15 protein-coding genes and 1 pseudogene are annotated in these 19,863 nt (G+C 66.8%); 8 read left to right on the top strand and 8 right to left on the bottom strand.

The features are described from left to right. Window positions 1-94 precede the first annotated feature (94 nt). Complete coding sequence (locus OHA72_RS47620) at window positions 95-6,355, top strand: RHS repeat-associated core domain-containing protein (RefSeq protein ID WP_327002707.1); 6,261 nt, start codon at window positions 95-97, stop codon at window positions 6,353-6,355. 800 nt (window positions 6,356-7,155) lie between these two features. On the opposite strand, the gene OHA72_RS47615 is transcribed toward OHA72_RS47620, so the two are convergent. The 4 genes and pseudogenes from OHA72_RS47615 to OHA72_RS47600 form a co-directional block, all read right to left on the bottom strand. Continuing rightward, a complete protein-coding gene (locus OHA72_RS47615) occupies window positions 7,156-8,595 on the bottom strand; it encodes an IS1380 family transposase (RefSeq protein WP_327002706.1) in 1,440 nt (479 codons plus the stop codon). 649 nt (window positions 8,596-9,244) lie between these two features. After that, entirely contained in the window at window positions 9,245-10,264 is a 1,020-nt protein-coding gene (locus OHA72_RS47610; protein ID WP_327002705.1) for an NUDIX hydrolase, read from the bottom strand. Continuing rightward, on the bottom strand, window positions 10,257-11,162 hold the full coding sequence (locus tag OHA72_RS47605; RefSeq protein WP_327002704.1) for a hypothetical protein: 906 nt from the start codon (window positions 11,160-11,162) through the stop codon (window positions 10,257-10,259). Before OHA72_RS47605 ends, OHA72_RS47610 begins: the two co-directional genes overlap by 8 nt. 160 nt (window positions 11,163-11,322) lie before the next feature. Continuing rightward, window positions 11,323-11,521 (bottom strand): annotated as a pseudogene (locus OHA72_RS47600) (IS630 family transposase); the annotation flags it as partial. Window positions 11,522-12,211: 690 nt separating this feature from the next. Here OHA72_RS47600 and OHA72_RS47595 point away from each other — a divergent pair. The 6 genes from OHA72_RS47595 (at window position 12,212) to OHA72_RS47570 (ending at window position 16,545) form a co-directional block, all read left to right on the top strand. Next, window positions 12,212-12,562: a hypothetical protein gene (locus tag OHA72_RS47595; RefSeq protein ID WP_327002703.1), complete on the top strand. Its 351-nt coding sequence runs from the start codon at window positions 12,212-12,214 to the stop codon at window positions 12,560-12,562. Window positions 12,563-12,921: 359 nt separating this feature from the next. Beyond that, entirely contained in the window at window positions 12,922-13,344 is a 423-nt protein-coding gene (locus OHA72_RS47590; protein ID WP_327002702.1) for a DUF3592 domain-containing protein, read from the top strand. Window positions 13,345-13,527: 183 nt separating this feature from the next. Continuing rightward, window positions 13,528-13,929, top strand: coding sequence for a hypothetical protein (locus OHA72_RS47585; protein WP_327002701.1), 402 nt, complete (start codon window positions 13,528-13,530; stop codon window positions 13,927-13,929). A 390-nt stretch (window positions 13,930-14,319) separates the two neighbouring features. Next, window positions 14,320-14,631, top strand: coding sequence for a DUF2199 domain-containing protein (locus OHA72_RS47580; RefSeq protein WP_327002700.1), 312 nt, complete (start codon window positions 14,320-14,322; stop codon window positions 14,629-14,631). A gap of 413 nt (window positions 14,632-15,044) precedes the next feature. Continuing rightward, window positions 15,045-15,899 (top strand): Imm26 family immunity protein, encoded by an 855-nt coding sequence (locus OHA72_RS47575; RefSeq protein ID WP_327002699.1) that lies wholly within the window; start codon window positions 15,045-15,047, stop codon window positions 15,897-15,899. A gap of 196 nt (window positions 15,900-16,095) precedes the next feature. Then, entirely contained in the window at window positions 16,096-16,545 is a 450-nt protein-coding gene (locus OHA72_RS47570) for an Imm1 family immunity protein (RefSeq protein ID WP_327002698.1), read from the top strand. 178 nt (window positions 16,546-16,723) lie between these two features. Here the strand turns inward: OHA72_RS47570 and OHA72_RS47565 are convergent, their stop codons facing one another. After that, complete coding sequence (locus tag OHA72_RS47565) at window positions 16,724-16,906, bottom strand: hypothetical protein (protein ID WP_327002697.1); 183 nt, start codon at window positions 16,904-16,906, stop codon at window positions 16,724-16,726. Between the two features lie 114 nt (window positions 16,907-17,020). Here OHA72_RS47565 and OHA72_RS47560 point away from each other — a divergent pair, with 114 nt between their 5' ends. Beyond that, window positions 17,021-17,200, top strand: a complete 180-nt coding sequence (locus OHA72_RS47560; RefSeq protein WP_327002696.1) for a sensor histidine kinase — start codon at window positions 17,021-17,023, stop codon at window positions 17,198-17,200. A gap of 211 nt (window positions 17,201-17,411) precedes the next feature. Here OHA72_RS47560 and OHA72_RS47555 read toward each other — a convergent pair whose 3' ends face one another. The 3 genes from OHA72_RS47555 to OHA72_RS47545 all read right to left on the bottom strand — a co-directional run bounded on the left by OHA72_RS47555 (window position 17,412) and on the right by OHA72_RS47545 (window position 19,730). After that, window positions 17,412-18,464: a hypothetical protein gene (locus OHA72_RS47555; RefSeq protein ID WP_327002695.1), complete on the bottom strand. Its 1,053-nt coding sequence runs from the start codon at window positions 18,462-18,464 to the stop codon at window positions 17,412-17,414. Continuing rightward, on the bottom strand, window positions 18,461-18,937 hold the full coding sequence (locus tag OHA72_RS47550) for a SigE family RNA polymerase sigma factor (protein WP_327002694.1): 477 nt from the start codon (window positions 18,935-18,937) through the stop codon (window positions 18,461-18,463). Before OHA72_RS47550 ends, OHA72_RS47555 begins: the two co-directional genes overlap by 4 nt. Before the next feature lie 316 nt (window positions 18,938-19,253). Further along, the gene (locus OHA72_RS47545; protein ID WP_327002693.1) at window positions 19,254-19,730 is read right to left on the bottom strand and encodes a hypothetical protein; all 477 of its coding nucleotides are present in this window, start codon (window positions 19,728-19,730) and stop codon (window positions 19,254-19,256) included. Window positions 19,731-19,863 lie beyond the last annotated feature (133 nt).

Raw genomic sequence — 19,863 nt, 5'->3', positions numbered from 1 at the left:
GATCGTTGCGGGGGAGGCACGCATGGTGGGTCGTCGGGGCGCATTCTCGGTGCGCGGGTCGGGGCGTGGCCGGGTGTGGCGGTGGTTGACTGCCATGTCGACGGGTGCGTTGTTGGCCACTGTGCTGGTGGCACTGCCGGCCCACGCCGCGCCAGCCACCCCGTCTGGGGCGGTGAATCCTCAAGAGCGGTCGGTGGCGGTGTCTGGTGTGCCGGGCCGGGCTCGGCCGGCGGTTGCGTCCGATACGGCGGCGCTGGGGAAGGTGCCGACGCCGGTGTGGCCGGTGGCTGCGTCGGCGGTGGTGCCGATGTCCGGGACGGCGCAGGCGAAGCAGCAGGGGGCTGTGGTGGCGCCGGGTGGGTTGCCGGTGGTGGTGCGGCCGGGTGGTCCGGTGTCGGAGCCGCGCACGGCGGGGGAGCAGGCGGCGCAGGCCGCTGCTGCGGCGGTGTCGCAGGTGCGGGTTTCGGTGCTTGGCCAGGACGCGGCCGCGGCGTTGAACGTCAAGGGCGTGGTGTTGACAGTGGCAAGGGCGGACGGCGCTGCGGGGTCCGCGGCGGTGGGCCTGGACCTGGACTACGCCGCGTTCGCGACGGGCTTCGGCGGTGATTTCGGCGGCCGGTTGCGGCTGGTGTCGCTGCCGGCGTGCGCGGCGAGCACGCCGTCACTGCCGCAGTGTCAGGTGCAGACGCCGTTGAGGTCGGTGAACAACCCGGTGTCGAAGCGGGTGTCGTTCGACGCGGTGTCGGTGCCGGGTGACCCGGCTGTGGTGGCGGGTGGGTCGAAGTCTGCTGGTTCGGGGTCTGCTGGTGCGGTGTTGGCGTTGACGTCGGGTACGGCGTCGCAGGCGGGCGACTGGTCGAAGACGTCGTTGTCGCCGTCGGCGTCGTGGTCGCAGGGCGGTTCGTCGGGTGACTTCACCTACTCGGTGCCGTTGAAGGTGCCGCCGTCGTTGGGCGGTCCCACACCGAATCTGGAGCTCCAGTACAGCTCGGGCAGCTTGGACGGCAAGACGGTGGCGACGAATGCGCAGGCGTCGTGGGTTGGTGACGGCTGGGACCTGAGTCTGGGGTTTATCGAGCGGTCGTACCGAGGGTGTTCCGGTGACGGCAACGCGACTGGTGACTTGTGCTGGACGTCGGCGAACGGCGACAACGAGCCGATCTCGATCGTGATGGATGGCGTGTCGGGGCAGTTGGTGCGGGACAGCACGACTGGCGAGTACAAGTCGGCGCTCCACACGGGGTGGAGTTTCAAGAAGTACACCGGTGCGGTCAACTATGACAATGACGGCGAGTTCTGGCAGGTGATGTCGCCGGACGGGACGCAGTACTTCTTCGGTCACGGCGGTGCCTACAGCGCTACGGCGGCGCAGACGTATTCCACGGGGATCGTGCCGGTGTACGGCAACCACAGTGGGGAGCCGTGTTACAAGACGCCGGCGCAGGGCGGGTATGCGGCGTCGTCGTGTCCGCAGGCGTACCGGTGGAACCTGGACTACATCGTGGACCCGCGCGGCAACAGCGAGACGATCTTCTACCAGAAGACCACCGCGAACTACGGGCACAACAACGGTAACGGTGTCGCCGCTTACGACATCAATGTGTTTCCGGTGCGGATCGAGTACGGTACGCGGCAGGGTTCGGAGGGCGCGGCGGGGAAGCCGGCCCCGATGGTGGTCGACTTCGCCGTGAACCCGGCTGGCCGGTGCAACGACGTGGGGTCCTGCGGGATCGACGTGCCGTGGGATCAGTACTGTGTGGCGACGTCGTGTCCGAACCAGACCAGCCCGGCGCATTTCATGCAGTGGGCGTTGGCGTCGGTCACGACGAAGGTGTTGATGGATCCGGCCACTGCCACGTATCAGAACGTCGACCGGTGGACCCTCGATCATGACTTCCTGAACCCTGGTGACACCAGTCCGGCGGCGTTGTGGCTGGAAGGGTTGCAGCACACCGGGTTCAAGGGCGGCGTGTCGTTGTCGGAGCCGCCGATGGCGTTCGGTGGTGGGGCGTTGGACAACCGGGTCGACTACAACATCGCCGCTGGTGTGCTCAAGTTGCGCCGGTTCCGGCTCGGCAGTATCGAGAACGGCACGGGTGGTCTGTTGACGGTGTACTACGCGGGCCAGGACTGCAGCCCGACGAGCATTCCGGAGGGCAGCGCGAACGCCAACATTTATCGGTGTTTCCCGCAGTACTGGTCGCCGGAGGGTGGTACGGCGGGGTTCGGCTGGTTCCACAAGTACGTTGTCACCGCGGTGCAGCAGACGGACCTGGCCGATTCGACCGCACCGCCGGTGCTGACCAGCTACAGCTACAGCCTCACGCACTCCTCGACGCCTGTGCTGTGGGGCCATGATCCGTCCGAGACCGCGCCGCTGTCGGGGCGGTCGTGGTCGGACTGGCGCGGCTACACCGACGTCACCACCACGACCGGGCCGGTCGGCGGCACACAGACGGTGTCCTCAGACCTGTACTACCGGGGCCTGCACGGTGACCGCGCCGACGCCACCGGCGGGACCCGGACAGCCACCATCACCGACTCGCAAGGCACCACCACCGACGTCAATGTCCTTCGCGGCCAGCTGCGGGAGACCACGTCGTTCCGGCCGGGTGGGCTGGCGTACTCCTCGACGCTGCACAGCTACGGCTGGGGCACGGTCGCGATGCGGCCGCTGGCCTACAGCATGGGGAATCTGGTCGCGAACAACTTCGCCGAGGTCGAGACCCGTACCCGTACCCACATCACCACCCCGGCGGGGGTCGAGGGGTGGCGGTGGACGAAGGTCACCACCGCCACGGACAGCTATACGCTGCCCACCCTGATCCGCGACTACGGTGACGAGGCTGACCCGGCCGACGACCGCTGTACCGAGATCACGTACGCCGACCGCAGCGTCGACCCGGGCAGCGGCCGCTACCACGTGAACTACCAACGTACGAGCATCCAGACCACCTGCACGATTGTCGACGGCAACGACTTTCTCGCGGGGACGTTCTTCTACTACGACGGCAACACCACCGGCACCGGTCCGGTCGGCCAAGGCCTCGTCACCAGAGTCGACGAGTTCAACGGGACGACCGGGGCGTCCGGGACGTCTCCGCAATGGCAGAACACCGCCAACACCGGCTACGACACCTACGGCCGAGTCACCTGGACCCGCGACCCGATGAACGACAACGCCCACAAGACCACCATTCAGTACACCCCGGCCGTCGACGCCCCGGTGATCACGACCGTGACCACCAACCCGCTCGGCCACCAAACGACCAGCACGTCGGACGGTGCCCGCGGCGTCCCGGTCGCGGTGAAGGACGCCAACAACAAGACCACCAACGCCGTCTACGACCCGCTGGGCCGGCTTACCGACGTGTGGCTGAACCGCGCCGCCTCTGGCACCGCGGACCTCCACTACGCCTACACGCTGTACACGGGCGCAGGGACGACCAACTCGATCGCCACGACTGTGCTGGGCCCGAACGGGAATGGGATCACCAGCTACGACCTGTACGACGGCAACCAGCGGCAGCGGCAGCGGCAGCGGCCCGCCCCGCAGGCCAACGGCGGACGGATCGTCACCGACACCCAGTACGACGGACGCGGCCTCACCGCCAAGACCACCACGTTCTGGAACTTGAGCGCGCCAGCCGCCGCACTCGCCAACTTCGCCGACACCGACCTCGGCATTAAGAACCAGCACCGCTACACCTACGACAGCCTCGGCCGGCAGACCGTCGACGCGCTGTACTCCGTCAACACCCTGCAGTGGCAGACCACCACCGCCCACGACGGCAACTACACCACCGTCACACCCCCCACTGGCGGCACGCCGACCACCACCTACGTCAACGGCCGCGGCAACACCACCGAGCTGCGCCAATATCTCAGCAGCACCCCTACCGGCAGCTACCACGCCACTACTTACACCTATGACCGGCTCGACCAGATGCGGACCACCACCGACCAGTCCGGCAACACCTGGACCACCAGCTACAACCGACTCGGCCAGGTCGAATCCACCACAGACCCGGACAAGGGCACCACCACCATCAGCTATGACCTGAGCAGCCGGCCGATCACGGTCACTGACGCGCGTCCCGTCAGCACGACCGTCAAGTACGACGAACTCGGCCGCAAGATCGGCCTGTACGACGGGGTCGGCACGACCGGGTTCAAGCGGGCGTCGTGGGCGTATGACACGGTCGCCAAGGGGCAGCTGACCTCATCCACCAGGTACGTCGGCACCGATGCGTTCACCAGCACCGTCACCGGCTATGACGACGGCTACCGGCCACTCGGGACCACCACGTTGATCCCGTCGAGCCTGACTATGCCGTGGCTGCCGAACGGCTCCTACACCACGTCGATGACGTACAACGTCGACGGGTCCACGGCCACGGTGACGTACCCGGCGGCGGGCGGCCTGCCCGCGGAGACGCTGGCCACCACCTACGACAACACCGGCAACGCGCTCACCCTGAGCGGCCTGGAAACCTACGTCGCCGCGACGACCTACCAGGCCTTCGGCCCGATGTACCAGCAGGTCCTCGGCTCCGGTTCGAAGCGGGTCCGGCAGACGACGGCCGTCGATGAGGCGACCGGCCGGCTCACCAGCGCCAAGACCGAGACCGAGAATGCCGCGAACCCCAACACGTGGGCCGAGCGGCTGACCGAAGGCTACGGCTACGACGCTGCCGGCAACGTCAAGAACATCACCGAGACGCTGGGTGGGTCGGTCGTGTCCAACCAGTGCTTCGGCTACGACGCACTGCGTGAGCTGACCGAGGCGTGGACGACGACCGCCGTGGCGTGCCAGGCGAACCCGTCCACGGCGGTAGTCGGCGGAGCTGACCCGTACTGGACCAGCTACCAGTACGTCACCGGCACCAGCAACTACAACAGCGGCAACCGTACCCAGGAGATCCGCCACGTCATCGGCGGCGGCACCGACACCACCCGCGCCTACACCTACCCCACCACCGGCAAACGGCACACCCTCACGAAGGTCGAGACCACCGGTGGCAGCACCGGCACCGACAGCTACACCTACGACAACGCCGGCAACACCGTCACCCGCTACGTCACCGGCAAACCCGGCCAGACCCTCGGCTGGGACAATGAAGGCCACCTCGCCACCGTCACCGACAGCGCCGGCGTCAGCAGCTACATCTACGACGCCAACGGCACCCGCCTCGTCGCGAAGGACCCTGCTGGGGCGACGGTGCACCTGCCCGGGTACGAGCTGCGCAAGGTCGGCAGCACGGTCACCTGCACCCGTTACTACGGCGTCGCCAGCCGCACCCCGTCCGGACTGACCTGGGTCGCCGCAGACCACCACGGCACCGGACAACTCGCCATCGACGCGGTCAGCCAGACCGCCACCCGGCGCAAGACCGACCCGTTCGGCAACCCGCGCGGCACCGATCCGACCTGGCCCAACACCAAGGGGTTCGTCGGCGGCACCCGCGATAACTCCGGTCTCACACACATCGGCGCCCGCGAGTACGAACCGCTGACCGGCCGATTCATCTCCGACGACCCAATCACCGACTACAACGACCCGCTACAGGTCAACGGGTACGCGTACGCCGCCGCGAACCCCGTCACCAACAGCGACCCGACCGGTCTACGGACCTGTTCCGGCCCGGAAGACTGCGGCCAGGGCCTCGGCGGTACCAAGGAGGACTACTCGCACGGCAACCCGTTCTGGGGCAGTGGCGTGGACAAGAAACACTCAGCCAAGAACAAGAAGATTTGCGGCGGCAGCTGCTACCGCGGCAAACCGATCAAGCAAAAGCCTGGAAAGACCGTGCAGGAGCAACTATGCGCCGGCATGACCGCCCGAGCCTGCGAAGCGACGATGGCCAAGTACAACCAGCCGCAACCGAAGAAGATGGTGGCTGCGGCGGGAACTGTACGTGGCGAGGGCGACCCGCTGCTGCCGGGTGTCTTGCCTGCAAAGCCGGCCGCAGGTATCTGGGGTATTTGCGGGAACGCGGGTATGGGGGCTGTGTTCAACCTTGGCGGCGAAGTTTGCGTCATGAAGGATAATGAAGGACTATTCATTGCAAGGTCGGGAGCCAAGCCTGCTGACCTTACAAAGCCGGGCGACGGAAGCTATGGGTTCGGTTGGGGTGCTGGCCTGAAGGTTGAGTGGTCCGACGCGGAAGACAAGGATCAGCTCGCTGGTCCGTTCAAGTACGGTGAGGGAAACATCGGGCCGGTCCAGGGCGGCTACGCGACGGACGGCAAGGTGTCCGTGACCTCGTTGGGTTGGGCAGCGTTGGGAGCTCCTATCGGAGTGAACGGCGGCACCTCCCGGACGCACGTACACGACTACTTCTGGAAGTTCTGACAGTAGGTCGGACGTATCCTTTGCTAGGAATGGTGCTGGAATAGTGCCGGCGGCCGGGTCGGGGGTGAATTCGCAATATTCGCGCACGTCACCCCTGATTCGGCCGCGCCGTGTCCGTTATCGAATACGTTAGGATAGTCGCATGATGTCACTTGGGAACGGTGTGAAGCGGCGCGTTCTTGGAGTGATGTTGGTTGTGTTCGGCGGATTCGGGGCCGTCGCTGCGACGTCCTCCCTCGTTCCCGCTTGGCGGGCCGCTCACGGCGGCGGGCATACCGGAACGTTCACCCTCACGGAACCGTCATCCTGTGATCGTTTTCAACCACCGCAGCAACGATGCGGCTGGTCCGGTGACTTCGTTAGCGACGACGGTCTGGTGGTAAGACGGGGTAAGGAACTGAGCGGCGGACTTCCGCCTGGTGCGGCGGTCGGAGATACCGTGCCCGCACTTGACAGCGGCAGCAGGACTGTGATCTATCCTCTTTCGGGCGATCCGATCTGGCAGGAGCCAGCGGGATACACGGCGGTGTTCACAGGGATTCTTCTAGTCGGGGTGGTCTTCCTTCGCCCCTGGCGTTGGGCGCGGCGGAGACGAGCCTGAGACGTGCGGCGGCCACCTTGCACTTAGCCCTGATCCACCGATGAGGTTTCGGTGTTCGGTGGGGCTGGTTCCGTGATCTTGGGTGTTGGTCAGGGCGTGTAGCGGTGGCCGGCCGGTTTGCCGGTGCGCTCGGGGTCGCTTGGCGGGGTTTGACGTGTGGTTGGCCTGCGTCGGCTGTGTGATTGTCTACTGTGGATGGTCAGATGGGTGGGGCGTGTACGGTGGTGAAGAGCCGTCGCCAGTTGTGCTGCCAGGGCCAGTGCTGCGGGAGGTGGATGGTGACCTCGCGGGCGTGGCGGGTGAGTCGGCCGGCAATGTTGATGAGGTGCCGGCGGATGGTGGCAGCACGGGCGGTGGCGTGGGGGCGTCCAGCGAGGGTGGCTGCGGCGCGGGTGAGGTTGTGCGCGATAGCGACGCAGGTCAGCCAGGCGTTGTTGGCGTTGAACCGGCCCGAGGGCAGGTGGGCGAGGGGGCCGTCGATGAGTTCGGCGAAGACCTGTTCGATGATGGCGTGGCCGCGGTGTTGGGCTTCGGCTTGGACGAGGATGTATGGGCTGTCGGTGAACGCGGCGTGGTAACGCCACACGGTGAACAGTGCGCCTTGGTTGTCCACTGTGGATTTGTTCAGGTCGGGGACGCGGCGCACGATGAGCCGGGCAGTGACCTCGTGGCGGGTGCCTTCAAACGCGGTGTAGGTCGTCTCGGCGATCTGTGCGCGGGAGATGAACCGTTGCTGCTCGTCGTCCCAGACCGGTTGTGGGTAACGAATTTCGGTCCAGGCGTCCTCGCCGATCGTGGCGATCGCCCGGCGGACCTTGGCGTCGATGCGGACGGTGATCGAAAAACGCACCCGGGTTCGGCGGCAGGCGGTGACGACCGTGCGGGAGTAGAACGCTGAGTCCGCTCGCAGGACGATCTCACCGGCTGGTGCTGTCGTCGACGCTGTCGTGGCGGCTGCGGGCCGGGCTGCCTGGGCTGCCAGGACGGCTTTGGTCGTGGCGACGGCCTCGGCGACGAGTGCTGCCGCGCCCCGGGCTGAGCCCGCGTTCCCGGCGCGCAGCTGGGTCGCGGCGATCACCGGCACCGCGTCCGCGGTGCTGATCGTGGCGATGAGCGGGTTCAGACCACGCAGCAGAACCTGATAGCCGCCGACCTTGGCGTGACCGAACGCAGCACCCTGCTTCTGTTTGCCGTAGACCCGGCGCAGCAGCGAGTCGACGTCGACGAACGTGACCGACCCGGCACCGGGCAGCAACGGCGCCTGCCCGGCCAGCCGGACCAGGAACTGCCGCGAGGCGGCCTGCAACTGCCGGACGTGGCCGTGGGTGAACGTCCGCAGGAACGAGCCCAGCGTCGACGGTGCGTACACGCTGTCGAACAGAGCCGGCATGCCGCCGTGGCGCAGTACGTTCAGGTCGTCGATCGAGTCGGCGCCGGTCACCATGCCCGCCACGATCGTGGTGACCTTTCCCGACGCGTTGGACCCCTTGTCCGTGGGCACCCGCAGCCGAGCATCGACGACCCCGTGCAGGTCACACCGCTGCGCGAGCGCCAGGACCGGCGCCAGCCCGGCACACGACACCAGATTCGGATCATCAAACGATGCGCGCAGCCGTGCCGCGCCGTGCGATATTCTCACCCGGACGGTGCCCTCTCGAACTGAACGATAGATGCCTCAAGAACCTCTATCTTTCCAGCTCGCGGGGGCATTGTCGCGTCCGAGACGTCCCCGCCACATCAATCTCATCGGTGGATCAGGGCTCAAGAACCTCTATCTTTCCAGCTCGCGGGGGCATTGTCGCGTCCGAGACGTCCCCGCCACATCAATCTCATCGGTGGATCAGGGCTGAGTCCGCGGCCGGTGTGTAGCCGGGAACCGTAGCCAGCCCGTCTTGTATTACATGTAATACAGCGGACGGCGTGAGCTTGATCAAGTGGCGGATGCCGCTTGAGGTCGATGACCTAGAAGAATTTATTGACCGTTGGAGTGGCTGGTTCGCGGACGCTGACAGCGGAACTCTTTACGCTCCTCACGGTTTACCTGAAGGTGAGCCAAAGGGAAGCTATCGCCCATAAGGCCGGCGATGGATCGGAGGCGTGGAGATCCCGTGCGCGTGGCAACTTGGCGGATCAGAGCGGCTGGCCCACGAGGTTCTGACTAGCATGCACCTCGGAGACCGGTTGCGAGTCCAGTCCTGGCAGTGCGGGGGTCGGGGGTTCAAAGTTACTAGGTTGTGCACAAGGACGGTTCAGGCGTTCGCTCGACGCAGACCTGAGCGGCGCTTTACTTACGGCATTCTGTTTGCCAGCAGTGTCAACGCTTCGGTGCTGGCGCTGTACATGGGTAGGAGTTTGGCCTCAGCGATATTCCACCAGCGCGCCTCCAGGAGTTCCTCGCGCTGGAGTCGTATCGGATCGTCGAAGCGGAACTCCGTGATCGTCCAGAAGCACACGACGCCGGTGCCCGCGTCTGCTTCGTGCAGGCTCGACCAGTCCGCCATTACCGGATCTATCAGTGCCCCGGTCTCTTCGCCGACCTCCCGGATGAGCGTATCGACAGGGCTGGAGTCGCTATCGTTCTTCCTGCCGCCTACGGGCTGCCACTGATGCGGATGGTCTCTGGTGCGGACCAAGAGCACTTCCTCGCCACGCAGGAAGAAGGCGAACGACGCCCAGTTGTCAGGCTCGGCCTCAGGGCTCGAGGGCAGCCGGAGGTCTGGTTGTTGGGCCGGCGACGCGTTCGATATGTGGTCGTCCGTGCCGCGGAACATCGCAACGTGCGAGATCTGACCGGGAAACTGCCTCGTCGCGACCAGCGAAATACTGGGTTTGGCGGGCAGAGTGGAATGATAGACACCTGCGGCGATCGCGAAAGCGCCATGCTCTGGTCGCCGCTGCTGCTTCTTTACCTGCTGCATCGCAAGTCGTTTCCCAGTCGTTCTGAGGATGCTGGTGCTGTGGCTCTGAATCGGCGCGGTGGAGTAGAGTCCGAAATCAGCGGACCGCTCTTCCTTCAGCTCATACGTGCGCTCCTCCAGTTCTCCGGAGACCACTGCGGAGAGCAGATCCCAGCCGTGCGCATGGATGAGCTGTGACTCGGTCCGGTGCAGATGCAGATGCTGGTAGCACAGCAACGGTCCCGGCCAGATGTGGACGCGGAGCTGCCACGGGGCAAGTTGGCGTATGCCGAGACGGTAGACCGTGAAGCCGTAGGGGTGTTGATAGGAGCGCTCGACGGTCTCCAACATCGTCCTGACATCCACTTCGACGCGACCCGCCAGCCATTCGGCAACATCCGCATCATGCATAGTTGTGCTCCCGTCCTGCGTAGTCTGCGATCTTCCGCAGGCTGGGGTCATCCAAGTTCGGGAAACCCAGCTGGTCGAAGAAGATGCGGATGCTGTCAAGAGCGCGGGCGCTGGGGCGGTGCAGTTCCTGCATGCGGAGGCCGGAGATGGCCGGCCGGATGACCCGGCACACGGAGAAACCGGCGTCGAAGTCGTCGCGCCAGCCGCTGAACAGCGGCGACGTGTGCCGGATGCAGAGGCACGGTTCACCCTTGTTCTGTCCGGTGATGATCGCGATCTTGTCGGAGAGGTCCAAACTGAGTATCCAGAAGTCCTGGCTCAAGCCGACTTCAACATCGAGTCGTGGGGCTTCATTCTGGTGAACTGCCGCCGCGAGAATCGTCGAGTAGATCTCAAGGCGCACGCGGGCGACGTTCCAGATAGCGGAAGCGCCGGGTCGGTTGCTCCGAAACGTCGCGTATGCCTGCAGCGCGCGATCGTTAGTCGGGTCGAGCAGTTGGATTCGAACCCGGATGCTTCCGCCGGTCCGCAGGGCGTTGTCTCTCAGCTGCGGCAGCGTGACCCTTGCGAAGTAGCTCGCCGTCCTGGACCTTATCGCCCAGAACGTGCAGTCCTTCGCCGCGGACTCAAGAAGTCCCGCGATTTCCCTCGGCTGGGTGACATCGACCGATTCCGCCTCCGGCGCCGGCAGTAGGAGAACGTACGCCAAACCGATTGCCAAGGACGTGATAGTGGCGGCGAGGAGATTGTCGAGGGTTGCTCCAAGGGTGCGACTCCAGTCCGCGGCTTCTTCGGTATCGGGAAAAACCAGGAACCGGGTGAGCACAATGACCGCCGCGGCAAGCATCAAGGCGGCGAAAAACCAGCGCCTCAGCGTCGAGGACCGGGCAGGGTGCACGATTTCGCTCCTGGTTCCGTGGAACGCGACGCCGCATAGCCGGAAGCGCTACGCTGCTTGGGCTGACTGTGCAGTATAGGCGTTGCCTGATGACGCGGACCAGGTTTCGGCGCGGTCCCATGGGCCAGTGCTGCGACCGGAATGTTGGTCGGGTTGGGGTTCAGGCTGTGGGGGGTAGCGGCTGGCCCCATCGGCGTTGTCGTTCGGAGCGGGTGCGGGCGTGTTCGCGGTGTTGGGCGGTTAGGACGTCAGAGCGTCAGGCGTTGGCGTTGCGCCACCGCAGGTAGGTGTGCAGGGCACGTGTCGCGACGGTGTGGTTGGGGTGGTTAGGGCCGGGCCGAGACGAACATCCGCAGCGGTCGCCCGGAACAACGGTGGCGGGGGACAGAGGGGTGTCGTACCCCTGGTCCAGCCGCCCTGACGTGCCAGACGCGTGTCAGATGGCGCGGTTGATCTCGGTGCACAGGGGCCAATCACGGGGAATCGGCCGCTCCACAAGCGTCAGACCTGCGTGCACGTCAGCGGCAGTTGCGAGTCCAGTCCTGGCAGTGTGGGGGTCAGGGGTTCGAGTCCCCTGGTCTCCACCCACGGCATGTGACCTGGGAAAACGTGAATCCGTTTGGGCGGTGCCCGAACCGCCTTCACGATATGTCCCGTGGCCTGGGAAAACGTGCGCGTTCGCGGTAGAGCGGCCGTGCTCGTACGGTGACGGTGGAGTGTTCCGACGGCACGTTGATTTGGCCGGACCAGCCACGTTGGCGGGTTGGGTCTGGTTCGCGCACGCGGTGCCGGCGCAGTGCACGCTCGCACCAAGGACAAAACGCGTTGCCAGCTCAGGCAGAGCCTCAGCAGCTCACCGACGTAGCCGGCCATCGACGTCGGTACAGCGCCGGACAGGATCCCGAAGCGCTGGCTGATGCGGCAAGCGGTGACAGCCGGTAGCGATCGGATCGCGGCAGATCCGGATGTCGCTCCAGCGCACCGCCCCAGGCGCGTGGACAGCGCGCGATTAAGTGATGACCTTGTGAAGGTGCTGGGCAGGCTGTCGCGTGATCTGGGCGTGGGCCGACCCGTGGCGCGGGTACTCGCTGGCCGGACTGATCGCGGCCCTGATCGAGCGGCTACCCGACTTCGAACGCATCGCCGAACCGGCCGCGCTGCTGGTACGCACCGCGAGCTGGACCGGTGCGGACCGGACCTGGGGTCCGCTGGTACGCGCGGCGTTTCAACCCGCGTACCGGGCCGACGTACCCCTCACCCCTTCGCAGCGGCTGATCGTCGGGGCGCTCCTGGCCAACCCCGAGCTGTGGTCGCCGACCGACGGCAACGCCGGCCTGGTGTTCAAGCAGGCCGGCCTGCCACGCGACCGCGATCAGTGTCGGCGGCTGCTGTTGCAGTGAGCGTTCGCATCGATCAAGCGCCGAAAAATCTTCACGGCGATCGCGAGCGGAGCGATCGACGACTCCGTTCGGCACGCCCTTGGCGCCCGCTACGCGGTACTGTGTCAGCTCGCCGTAGGACCTCGCGCAGTTCATGATCGTCCGCTCGCCGCAGGTTCTGCGGCGAATGATCTTGGTAATCGCTCGACGCGACAGCGCCGGAAGAACCGGTCGAGTGGGTGTGCGCGCCGCCGTCGGTCCGGCTGCCCGCAACGTTATGTGGCGTCGCACCAGCAGCGGTTCGGACTGCCGGTCGACGGCACTTGCGGCTACGCAGAGCAGAGTGTGCGTGTCGGTTCGACGGAGACGGGAGGAGGCACATGTCCGCGTCCCTGGTGGCGCTCGTCGTCATGTTCAGTCTCGGTCTGACCGGGATGACCTTCGGAACCATTCGGTTCTGGCGCGACCTGCGTCTGCTGCGTGAGGGCGTCCGCGTACCCGGAGAAGTGATTGACCTGCTGGTCACCGAACAGACCAGTGGCGAGAGCTATGCGCCGGTAGTGCGTTTTTGTACCGTTGATGGGGCGATGGTGACTTCGTCGGCGGGACGGTGGCGGCAGACGTCGTTCAAACCGGACAGCAGTCAGGTGAGCGTGGTCTACGACCCGTCCCGCCCGTCACGGGTCCTAGTCGTTCCGACCGGAGCCACCGGCACTCAATCCGTGGTCATCCCGTTTGCGGTGCTGCTGGTGTTGAGCGCCGCAATAGCGGGCGGTGGACTGTACGTCCACGGCGCGCTCTGAACGTGCGGACGCTGCACCACTTCGACGAGATCAGGCTGCTGCGCCCCGGCGAGTGATCAGCGGCGGGCATCAGTTGCACACCGAGGCTGACGTGCGGCGGCTCTACCGCAAACTTATCGAACACCCCAAACCAGACACGGTCTAGGACCACCGACGCCCGAACGCAAACAGCTCATCCGTTACGTGGTCGAGCAGGTCCACCTCGAGGTTCTCGGCGGTGGGCACCGCACCGACGGCGAACTGGCCCGCCCGGTCGCGACCCTGCAACAGCTCAGCTATTTCCGCTTGGCCGCCCGGATACGTGAACTCGCCGCCGGCGGGCACACCGCCGCACAGATCGCCCACCGGCTCGGCGACGAAGGCTTCCATCCATCCAAACGCCGTGAGCGTTTCGGCGCGCAAGGGTTCCGGGACATCATGCAGCGGCTGGACTGCGCCAGCCAGCCCGAACACCCAGCCGGCGCAGGCGCCCTACGACTCGGCGAACATGAATGGTGGCTGTCCGACCTCGCCCGCGCCATCGGCATGCCGAAGGTCACCCTGTTCTGCTGGCTGCAACGTGGATTTCACAGCACGCCGAACTGACGGCGGCTGTCTGCGCCGCCATCGACGTCGATCCGGCTGCGGCGGAAGACATCATTCGATCGACCGAGCCGTTTTGGAACGCGATGGAACGAGCCGGTGGCCTCGTGGACTCATGGGGCGGCGGCGAGTTCTGTTACGTCCTGCCGCAGGTCTTGTCGTTCATCCAAGCGACCGCCAACCCGTAGCGCACCCGACGATCGTCCGCGCCCTGTCATCGGCTCCTTGAGCCGCCGCGACGACGCACGGAGCGTGACGATCGTCGGCGAGCCGCAGCGCTCGACCGGCGGCAGAAGCGGACGCCGCCGGTGGCGGCCGGACGGTTGGTGCAGGTTGGGCGTTTGAGACACTCGCCTCGTGAATCCTGAGTGTTCCGCCTGCGGTCGCCCTCTCGTGGAGCACAGCCGCCATGTACGGTTCACGTTGCCGGACCCGGTTCTCGATACCGCTGAGCAGGAACGGACGCCGGGCACTTGGATGAGCCATGCCAACGCTCACGAGTCGGTCATGATGCAGGTTCCGGATGTCGGCGCCTTTGTCCGCGCCCTCCTTCCAGTCAGGTTGACCGGTGGACACACCATTACGTTCGGCGTCTGGATTGCGATCGACCCCGCCCACCTTCAGCCCGTCTTTGCAACCTGGTGGGAGCCTGAATACGAGAGCCTTCGGATGGCGGGATGGCTCGCCAACGCCATCGCACCCTGAGGCATGCTCGCCGCACCGGTCCAGACGGTAGTCCGCAATGCGAACGAAACGCCGTACTGCGAGAGCTCCAGCGATCCGCTGCTCGACCGCGTGCTCCACGAGGAGTGGCCTCACGACCTCATACTCCCCGCGGCCGATCGGCACTCCTGACGCAGGAACGACCGCAACGCGGTATGTGCGGACGCCAAGATCGACGACCGTCGGTGCGGTTCGAGCGTGCGAGTTCAGCTTGGTTCCGTGCCGACTCTGGACTCAGCGGTGGACGCGCGGCATGTAGCTCTCGCCGCGGACTGCGTCCGGTTGGTGGGATGGCGGATCGCGTGGCGCGGCCAGGTGACGCAGGTGCGAACTGCGGTTCTGGAGAGGCTCGCTCCTGCCCAGTCCGTACGCTGCGTGCTGGAGGTGGTGGACCCATGTCCGACGCGGTCGTTGTGCGCTACATGTTGACGGGCGGCACGTTCGGTGCGGCTGACGAGCGGGCCGCTGTATATGCCCTGCAGGAGCGGCTCCGGGAGGCGCTTGCCGGGCAGGGGGCTGGTGAGGTCTCGGGCAATGAGTTCGGCGGCGGCGAGGTTGCGCTGTTCCTCGACGGCCCGGACGCTGACCGGCTGTACACGGCGGTCGAGCCGCTGCTGCGTGGGTTTCCGCACCGGCCGGCGCGGGCGACCCTGCGCTACGGCGAGGCGGGTGACCCGACGTCGGTGCGCCGTGAGGTTGACCTCGATGCCGGCCTGGTCGGCCCGCCGCCCGCACGTCCCGAGCCGGACCCGCGCACGCAGGTCGCGGTGGAGGGTGATGTGTTCCGGATCCCGCTCGATGATGCCCGGTCGGTCTTCGGTCAGGTCGTGGCCAAGGAAGGCATGGCCGGGACGTTCGGCGATGCGCTGCTCGTCGTGGTGTTCGACGCGCTCAGCCTGGACGCGGTCGACACCGCGGATATCCTGCTCATCGCCAACACCTTCGACGACTGCCTGGTCGCCGGCGATTGGCCGATCGTCGAACGCCGTCCCGTCAGCGCCGACGTACCCTGGCCGGTCTATAAGGAGAGCACCACGTCGATCGGCACGTTCGTCGTGGACCACTTCGGCAACCACTTCCGCGTGGCGACCCCGCACGAGGCCCGGACCCTGAAGTCCCGCACACAGTGCTCCCCGGCGATCGTGGCGGAGGCCGCTCGCGCCGCCTTCGGTGTGGGAGACTGGCTGGACCGCTACGACCGCTTCATCCCCGACGAGTCGGCAACCGTGGCCCGGGTGATCCACGGATAGCGCCACCGTCGAAGAGCTGCGCACGCTGCAGCGCGGCGTTGGACAACCGCGTGTCGTCACCTGAGGTCACAGCGATCCAGCGCGCATACCAGGCCGATGTGCTGCCCGCGGGCTCGCGGTTCACGGTGTGGACCGCGATCGACGGCGGCGCCACCTATCAGGTGAGGACCTACGAAGGGATCGGTAGGTTCGTACGGTGACGACCTACGAACTGCTGAACTCCATCGCGCGGCCGGACCGGCTCACCGACCCGCGGCAGGCGCTCGACGTCTTCGACTTCGTGGCCCGGGAGATCATGTGGCACGGCCAGTCCGGGCAGTCGGTGATGATCGGCCCGGAGGGCGGCGCCAAGGACCTGCGGGTCGACATCGACGTCGACGCGGGCCGGGCGGCGCTGACCTGGCTCGCCGACGAGACGATCGCCGTCGAGCTGGCCCGGGGCGACCCGCTGGAGGTGGTGTGGAACGGCGACGCGCCGCTGCAGATCATCCCCCCGGGCATGGCCCGGGTCAGCGTGCCGACCGCCCGGCAGGTGATCGCCGACTACGTCGCCACCGGTGAGCGGCCCCGGCTCGTGGAGTGGGTCGCGGCCCCGGCGGAGGCGGCGGCGCTGCCCCGCGGCATGTTCTACCGAGGAGATGCCTGATCCCTTCGCCAGCGCCGCATCCAGCAAACTCTCGCGCGCTCCTCCGTCACCATCACCGGGACACCTACACCTCCGTCATCCACGAATCGAAGCGGTCGGCGCCGTTGGGATTCCCGTCCGCCGCGATCAGCGGGCAGGGATATCGGTTGCGACGGCCAGGTGATCCGAGCGCATCTGATCAGTCGGCCATCATGGCCGGGGCGCCGCTACACCTGTCGAGCGGTTCGACCGCGGTCAGCGTGCGGTCGTTGAAGCGAATTCGCCCCACGGTCCCGTCCTTGGCAGTGACCGCGATTTCGTCCTTGCCCGTGACGTCCACCCGGCCGAACAGCCATTCCGGCCCGGCGCCGGACTCCGGCACGATAGACCTCGACCTCCATCTCAACGGCCGGCTCGCCGAGCCCGTCGAGATGGCGGCGTACCGCATCGTCGCCGAAGCACTCGCAACCCCACCAAACATCCGCACACTTCGCTCGTGCGCATCGACGCGGCAGTACTTGATGGTCGCCCGCACCTGTCAATCGCAGACGACGGCGTGGGTGGCGCCGATCCGGCATGCGGTACCGGCCTCATCGGACTCACCGACCGGGTCGAAGCGTTGAACGGCACAATTATGATCAGCAGCCCGGCCGGGCAAGGGGCGCTGTTGCATTAAGCGATCCCGAGCATCTGATGCCGCAGATCGTCCGCTGAGATCAACCGAGGGTCTACCTGCCTGCAGGGCGTGATGGCTTCGGAGGCGGTGTTTTGCCCGTTTCGTAACCACTGCGGAGCGTGGCACTCCCTGCCGGTGCGACGCGCGTTATCTGCGGCATGGTTGTCCGGCAGGACCCGCCCCGGTCCGGAACACCGCTGCTGCCTGAACTTCAGCGGGCCGCCCACGACAGGTCCGGCGGCTGGTAGGCCAACTCCTCGACCAGGCGGAGGTTCTCCTCGAGCGTCGTGTGCCACTCGGCCGGATAGCTGCCCTTGCGGCCCTGAATGGAGATGAGCACCCCGTCGGGCATGCGGACCCAGGCGCCGTCGGTCGCGGTCACGTTGCCCCGTTGGCCGCGCAGCGTGACCGTGTCGACCGTCTTCTCGAGCGGGTCGGGCCCGCCGAGCGCGGCCACGATGGTCACCGATCCGCGGTAGTCCAGTGTTCCGCGGCCGAGGAACTGCGACCAGCCAGTCAGCGTCCTGGTGGCACCGAACTGCTCGTAGCCCTGCATCCGGTCCGGGACCCACGGCAGGTACATGGTGGAGCGCAGCGCGGTCCGGTCGTCGGGCGCGATCGACCGGGCGATGCGCAGGGCGGTGTTTGTGTTGTCGGGCAGGCCGAAGACGCTGAGCACCATGCTGGGTCCGCCGCGAGGCTGCCACTCCACGATGGTGTCCTTCGACGTTGGTACGCGGAGTCTGCCGGTCACACCGTTGACGGTGACGCTGGTCCCGGCGTTGTCGTCGACGCGCTCGCCGATGCTGAGCTGGACCCCGACCGTGCCGGGCTTACCGAGGTCGGCGGTCCCCGGGGCTGCCCACAGGCGGGCACCGCGCGGCGCGTCGGGGGCGAGGTAGACGGCCCGGTGGTACTCCACCAGACCCGATGGGAGCCAGTCCGCCCGGTACCCGAGGAGCCGGGCGGGCCGGTCGGGCAATGTCGGGGTCGAGGACACCGACGGCACCGGCGTGGTGGGTACGCCGTGACCGGACACCTCGGAACTGGAGCCGTCGGGTCGGTCGCGGCGGGCGGCGAGCAGGAGGGTGGCCGGGCCCACGGTCGCGGTGACCGCCGCTGCCGCGCCGACCCCGATGAGCACCGTGCGTCGTTGCCGGCGGACGCGAACCCGGGACTGGATCCCGTCCCGCACCCGGTCGACCGCCGGTGCGTCTGCGGCGATCCGCTCGTACGCGGACTGGATCAGCTGTTCGTCGATCATCGGTTCCTCCCGGATTCGTCGATGGGAACGGTGATGCGTTTGCGGAGGGTGGCCAGGCCGCGCGCAGCGTGGGAGCGGACGGTGGCTACGGCGCAACCCAGGACGTTCGCGATCTGGTCGTCGGGCAGGCCCTCGTAGTAGCGCAGCCCGATGACGATCCTCTGCTGGACCGGCAGGCCGGCGATCTGCTGGATGAGGGCGTCGCGTTCAACGATCCGGTCGGCGGCGTCGCCGACCAGGCCGCCGATCACGGCGAGCGCCTCGTGCGATAGTGGGATCACCCGTGAGGCGCGACGCCGCCGCCACGAGATCAGCTCATTGATGATCATGCGCTTCACGTACGCCTCGGGCGCGTCAGCCGCAGCGATCCTGCTCCAGCGGGGATGGGCGCGCGCCATCACCTCCTGGACCACGTCCTCGGCGAGGTGTGGGTCGCAGGCCAGGACCGTCGCGTATCGCAGCAGCGCGGACAATCGTGCCGTCAGGAACTCGTCGAAACTCAAGCCGCTCCCTTCCGCCCCTATGACGCATGCGAAGGCGGATTTGTGCAGGGGGCGGCGAGATTTTCGACCAGGAGCCGTAGACCCCGAACTCCCGGAGCGAGGAGCCCCACCGGGTCCCGCGCCACGTACCGTCGATCCTCGCGTGCCGACCGGTGACCGACTGGTCGCCGCCCCCGCCGTCGTCGAGAACACCACCTGCGGTAAGCGGTGACAGCCGGTAGCGATCGGATCGCGGCAGATGTGCGTGTCAGTATCGGTACCGGCGGCCGTTGGGCCGGCAGTAGGGTCACGCCTCTTCGGCCTCTCGCAGATGCTCGGCGAGTTCGGGAACGGTCGTGAGCACGAAGGGATCGACGCTCGCGCGGATCAGGTCCGCCTCCTCGTCTCCCCGCTGACCCTCCAGAATGACGACGACGAACGTGGCCGGGAGCGAGCTGTGGATGCCGCCCATACGCGCGGTCGCGGTCATCGCCTTGCAGACCCGAGCCATGGCGGCGTCATGAGCCATCCACAGCGACTCCAGCGCCAGGTCACGTTCGGCATCACTGGTGGCGGGGGCCAGGTACTCCTCGGTGAGGCGCTGGTACCACGGCCGCATCGCATCGCTCGCGGCGTCCAGCACGTCCCACCGCCACTCCGGCGGCGTGAACCGCGTCGAGTATCCGTCGTTGCGGCGCACGGCCGTCTCGGTGTTGGCGGCCAGCGCGGGCGGGAGGATCACGGTGCCATCGGCGTAGAAGAGGTGGAACGCCGCGGCGTACAACCGTTCGCCCGGACGGGCCGCGGCCAGACCAGCGAGGGCATGACATCCACTGTCGTGCCACGCCGCCTCGAAGGCCTGCCAAACCACCACCGCACGGTACCTCGCTGGAGCCACCGGCGTGCGGCACCGGCTT

It is taken from the genome of Dactylosporangium sp. NBC_01737 (genome assembly GCF_035963215.1).
In the GTDB taxonomy this organism is placed as follows: Bacteria; Actinomycetota; Actinomycetes; order Mycobacteriales; family Micromonosporaceae; genus Dactylosporangium.
This window is presented reverse-complemented; position numbering and strand designations above follow the sequence as displayed.

Excerpts from the sequence above, each read along its gene's own strand:
- OHA72_RS47620 (WP_327002707.1), top strand. The coding sequence starts at position 95 with ATGTCGACGGGTGCGTTGTTGGCCACTGTGCTGGTGGCACTGCCGGCC.
- OHA72_RS47590 (WP_327002702.1), top strand. The coding sequence starts at position 12,922 with ATGTCCGCGTCCCTGGTGGCGCTCGTCGTCATGTTCAGTCTCGGTCTG.
- OHA72_RS47575 (WP_327002699.1), top strand. The coding sequence starts at position 15,045 with ATGTCCGACGCGGTCGTTGTGCGCTACATGTTGACGGGCGGCACGTTC.
- OHA72_RS47555 (WP_327002695.1), bottom strand. The coding sequence starts at position 18,464 with ATGATCGACGAACAGCTGATCCAGTCCGCGTACGAGCGGATCGCCGCA.
- OHA72_RS47610 (WP_327002705.1), bottom strand. The coding sequence starts at position 10,264 with ATGCATGATGCGGATGTTGCCGAATGGCTGGCGGGTCGCGTCGAAGTG.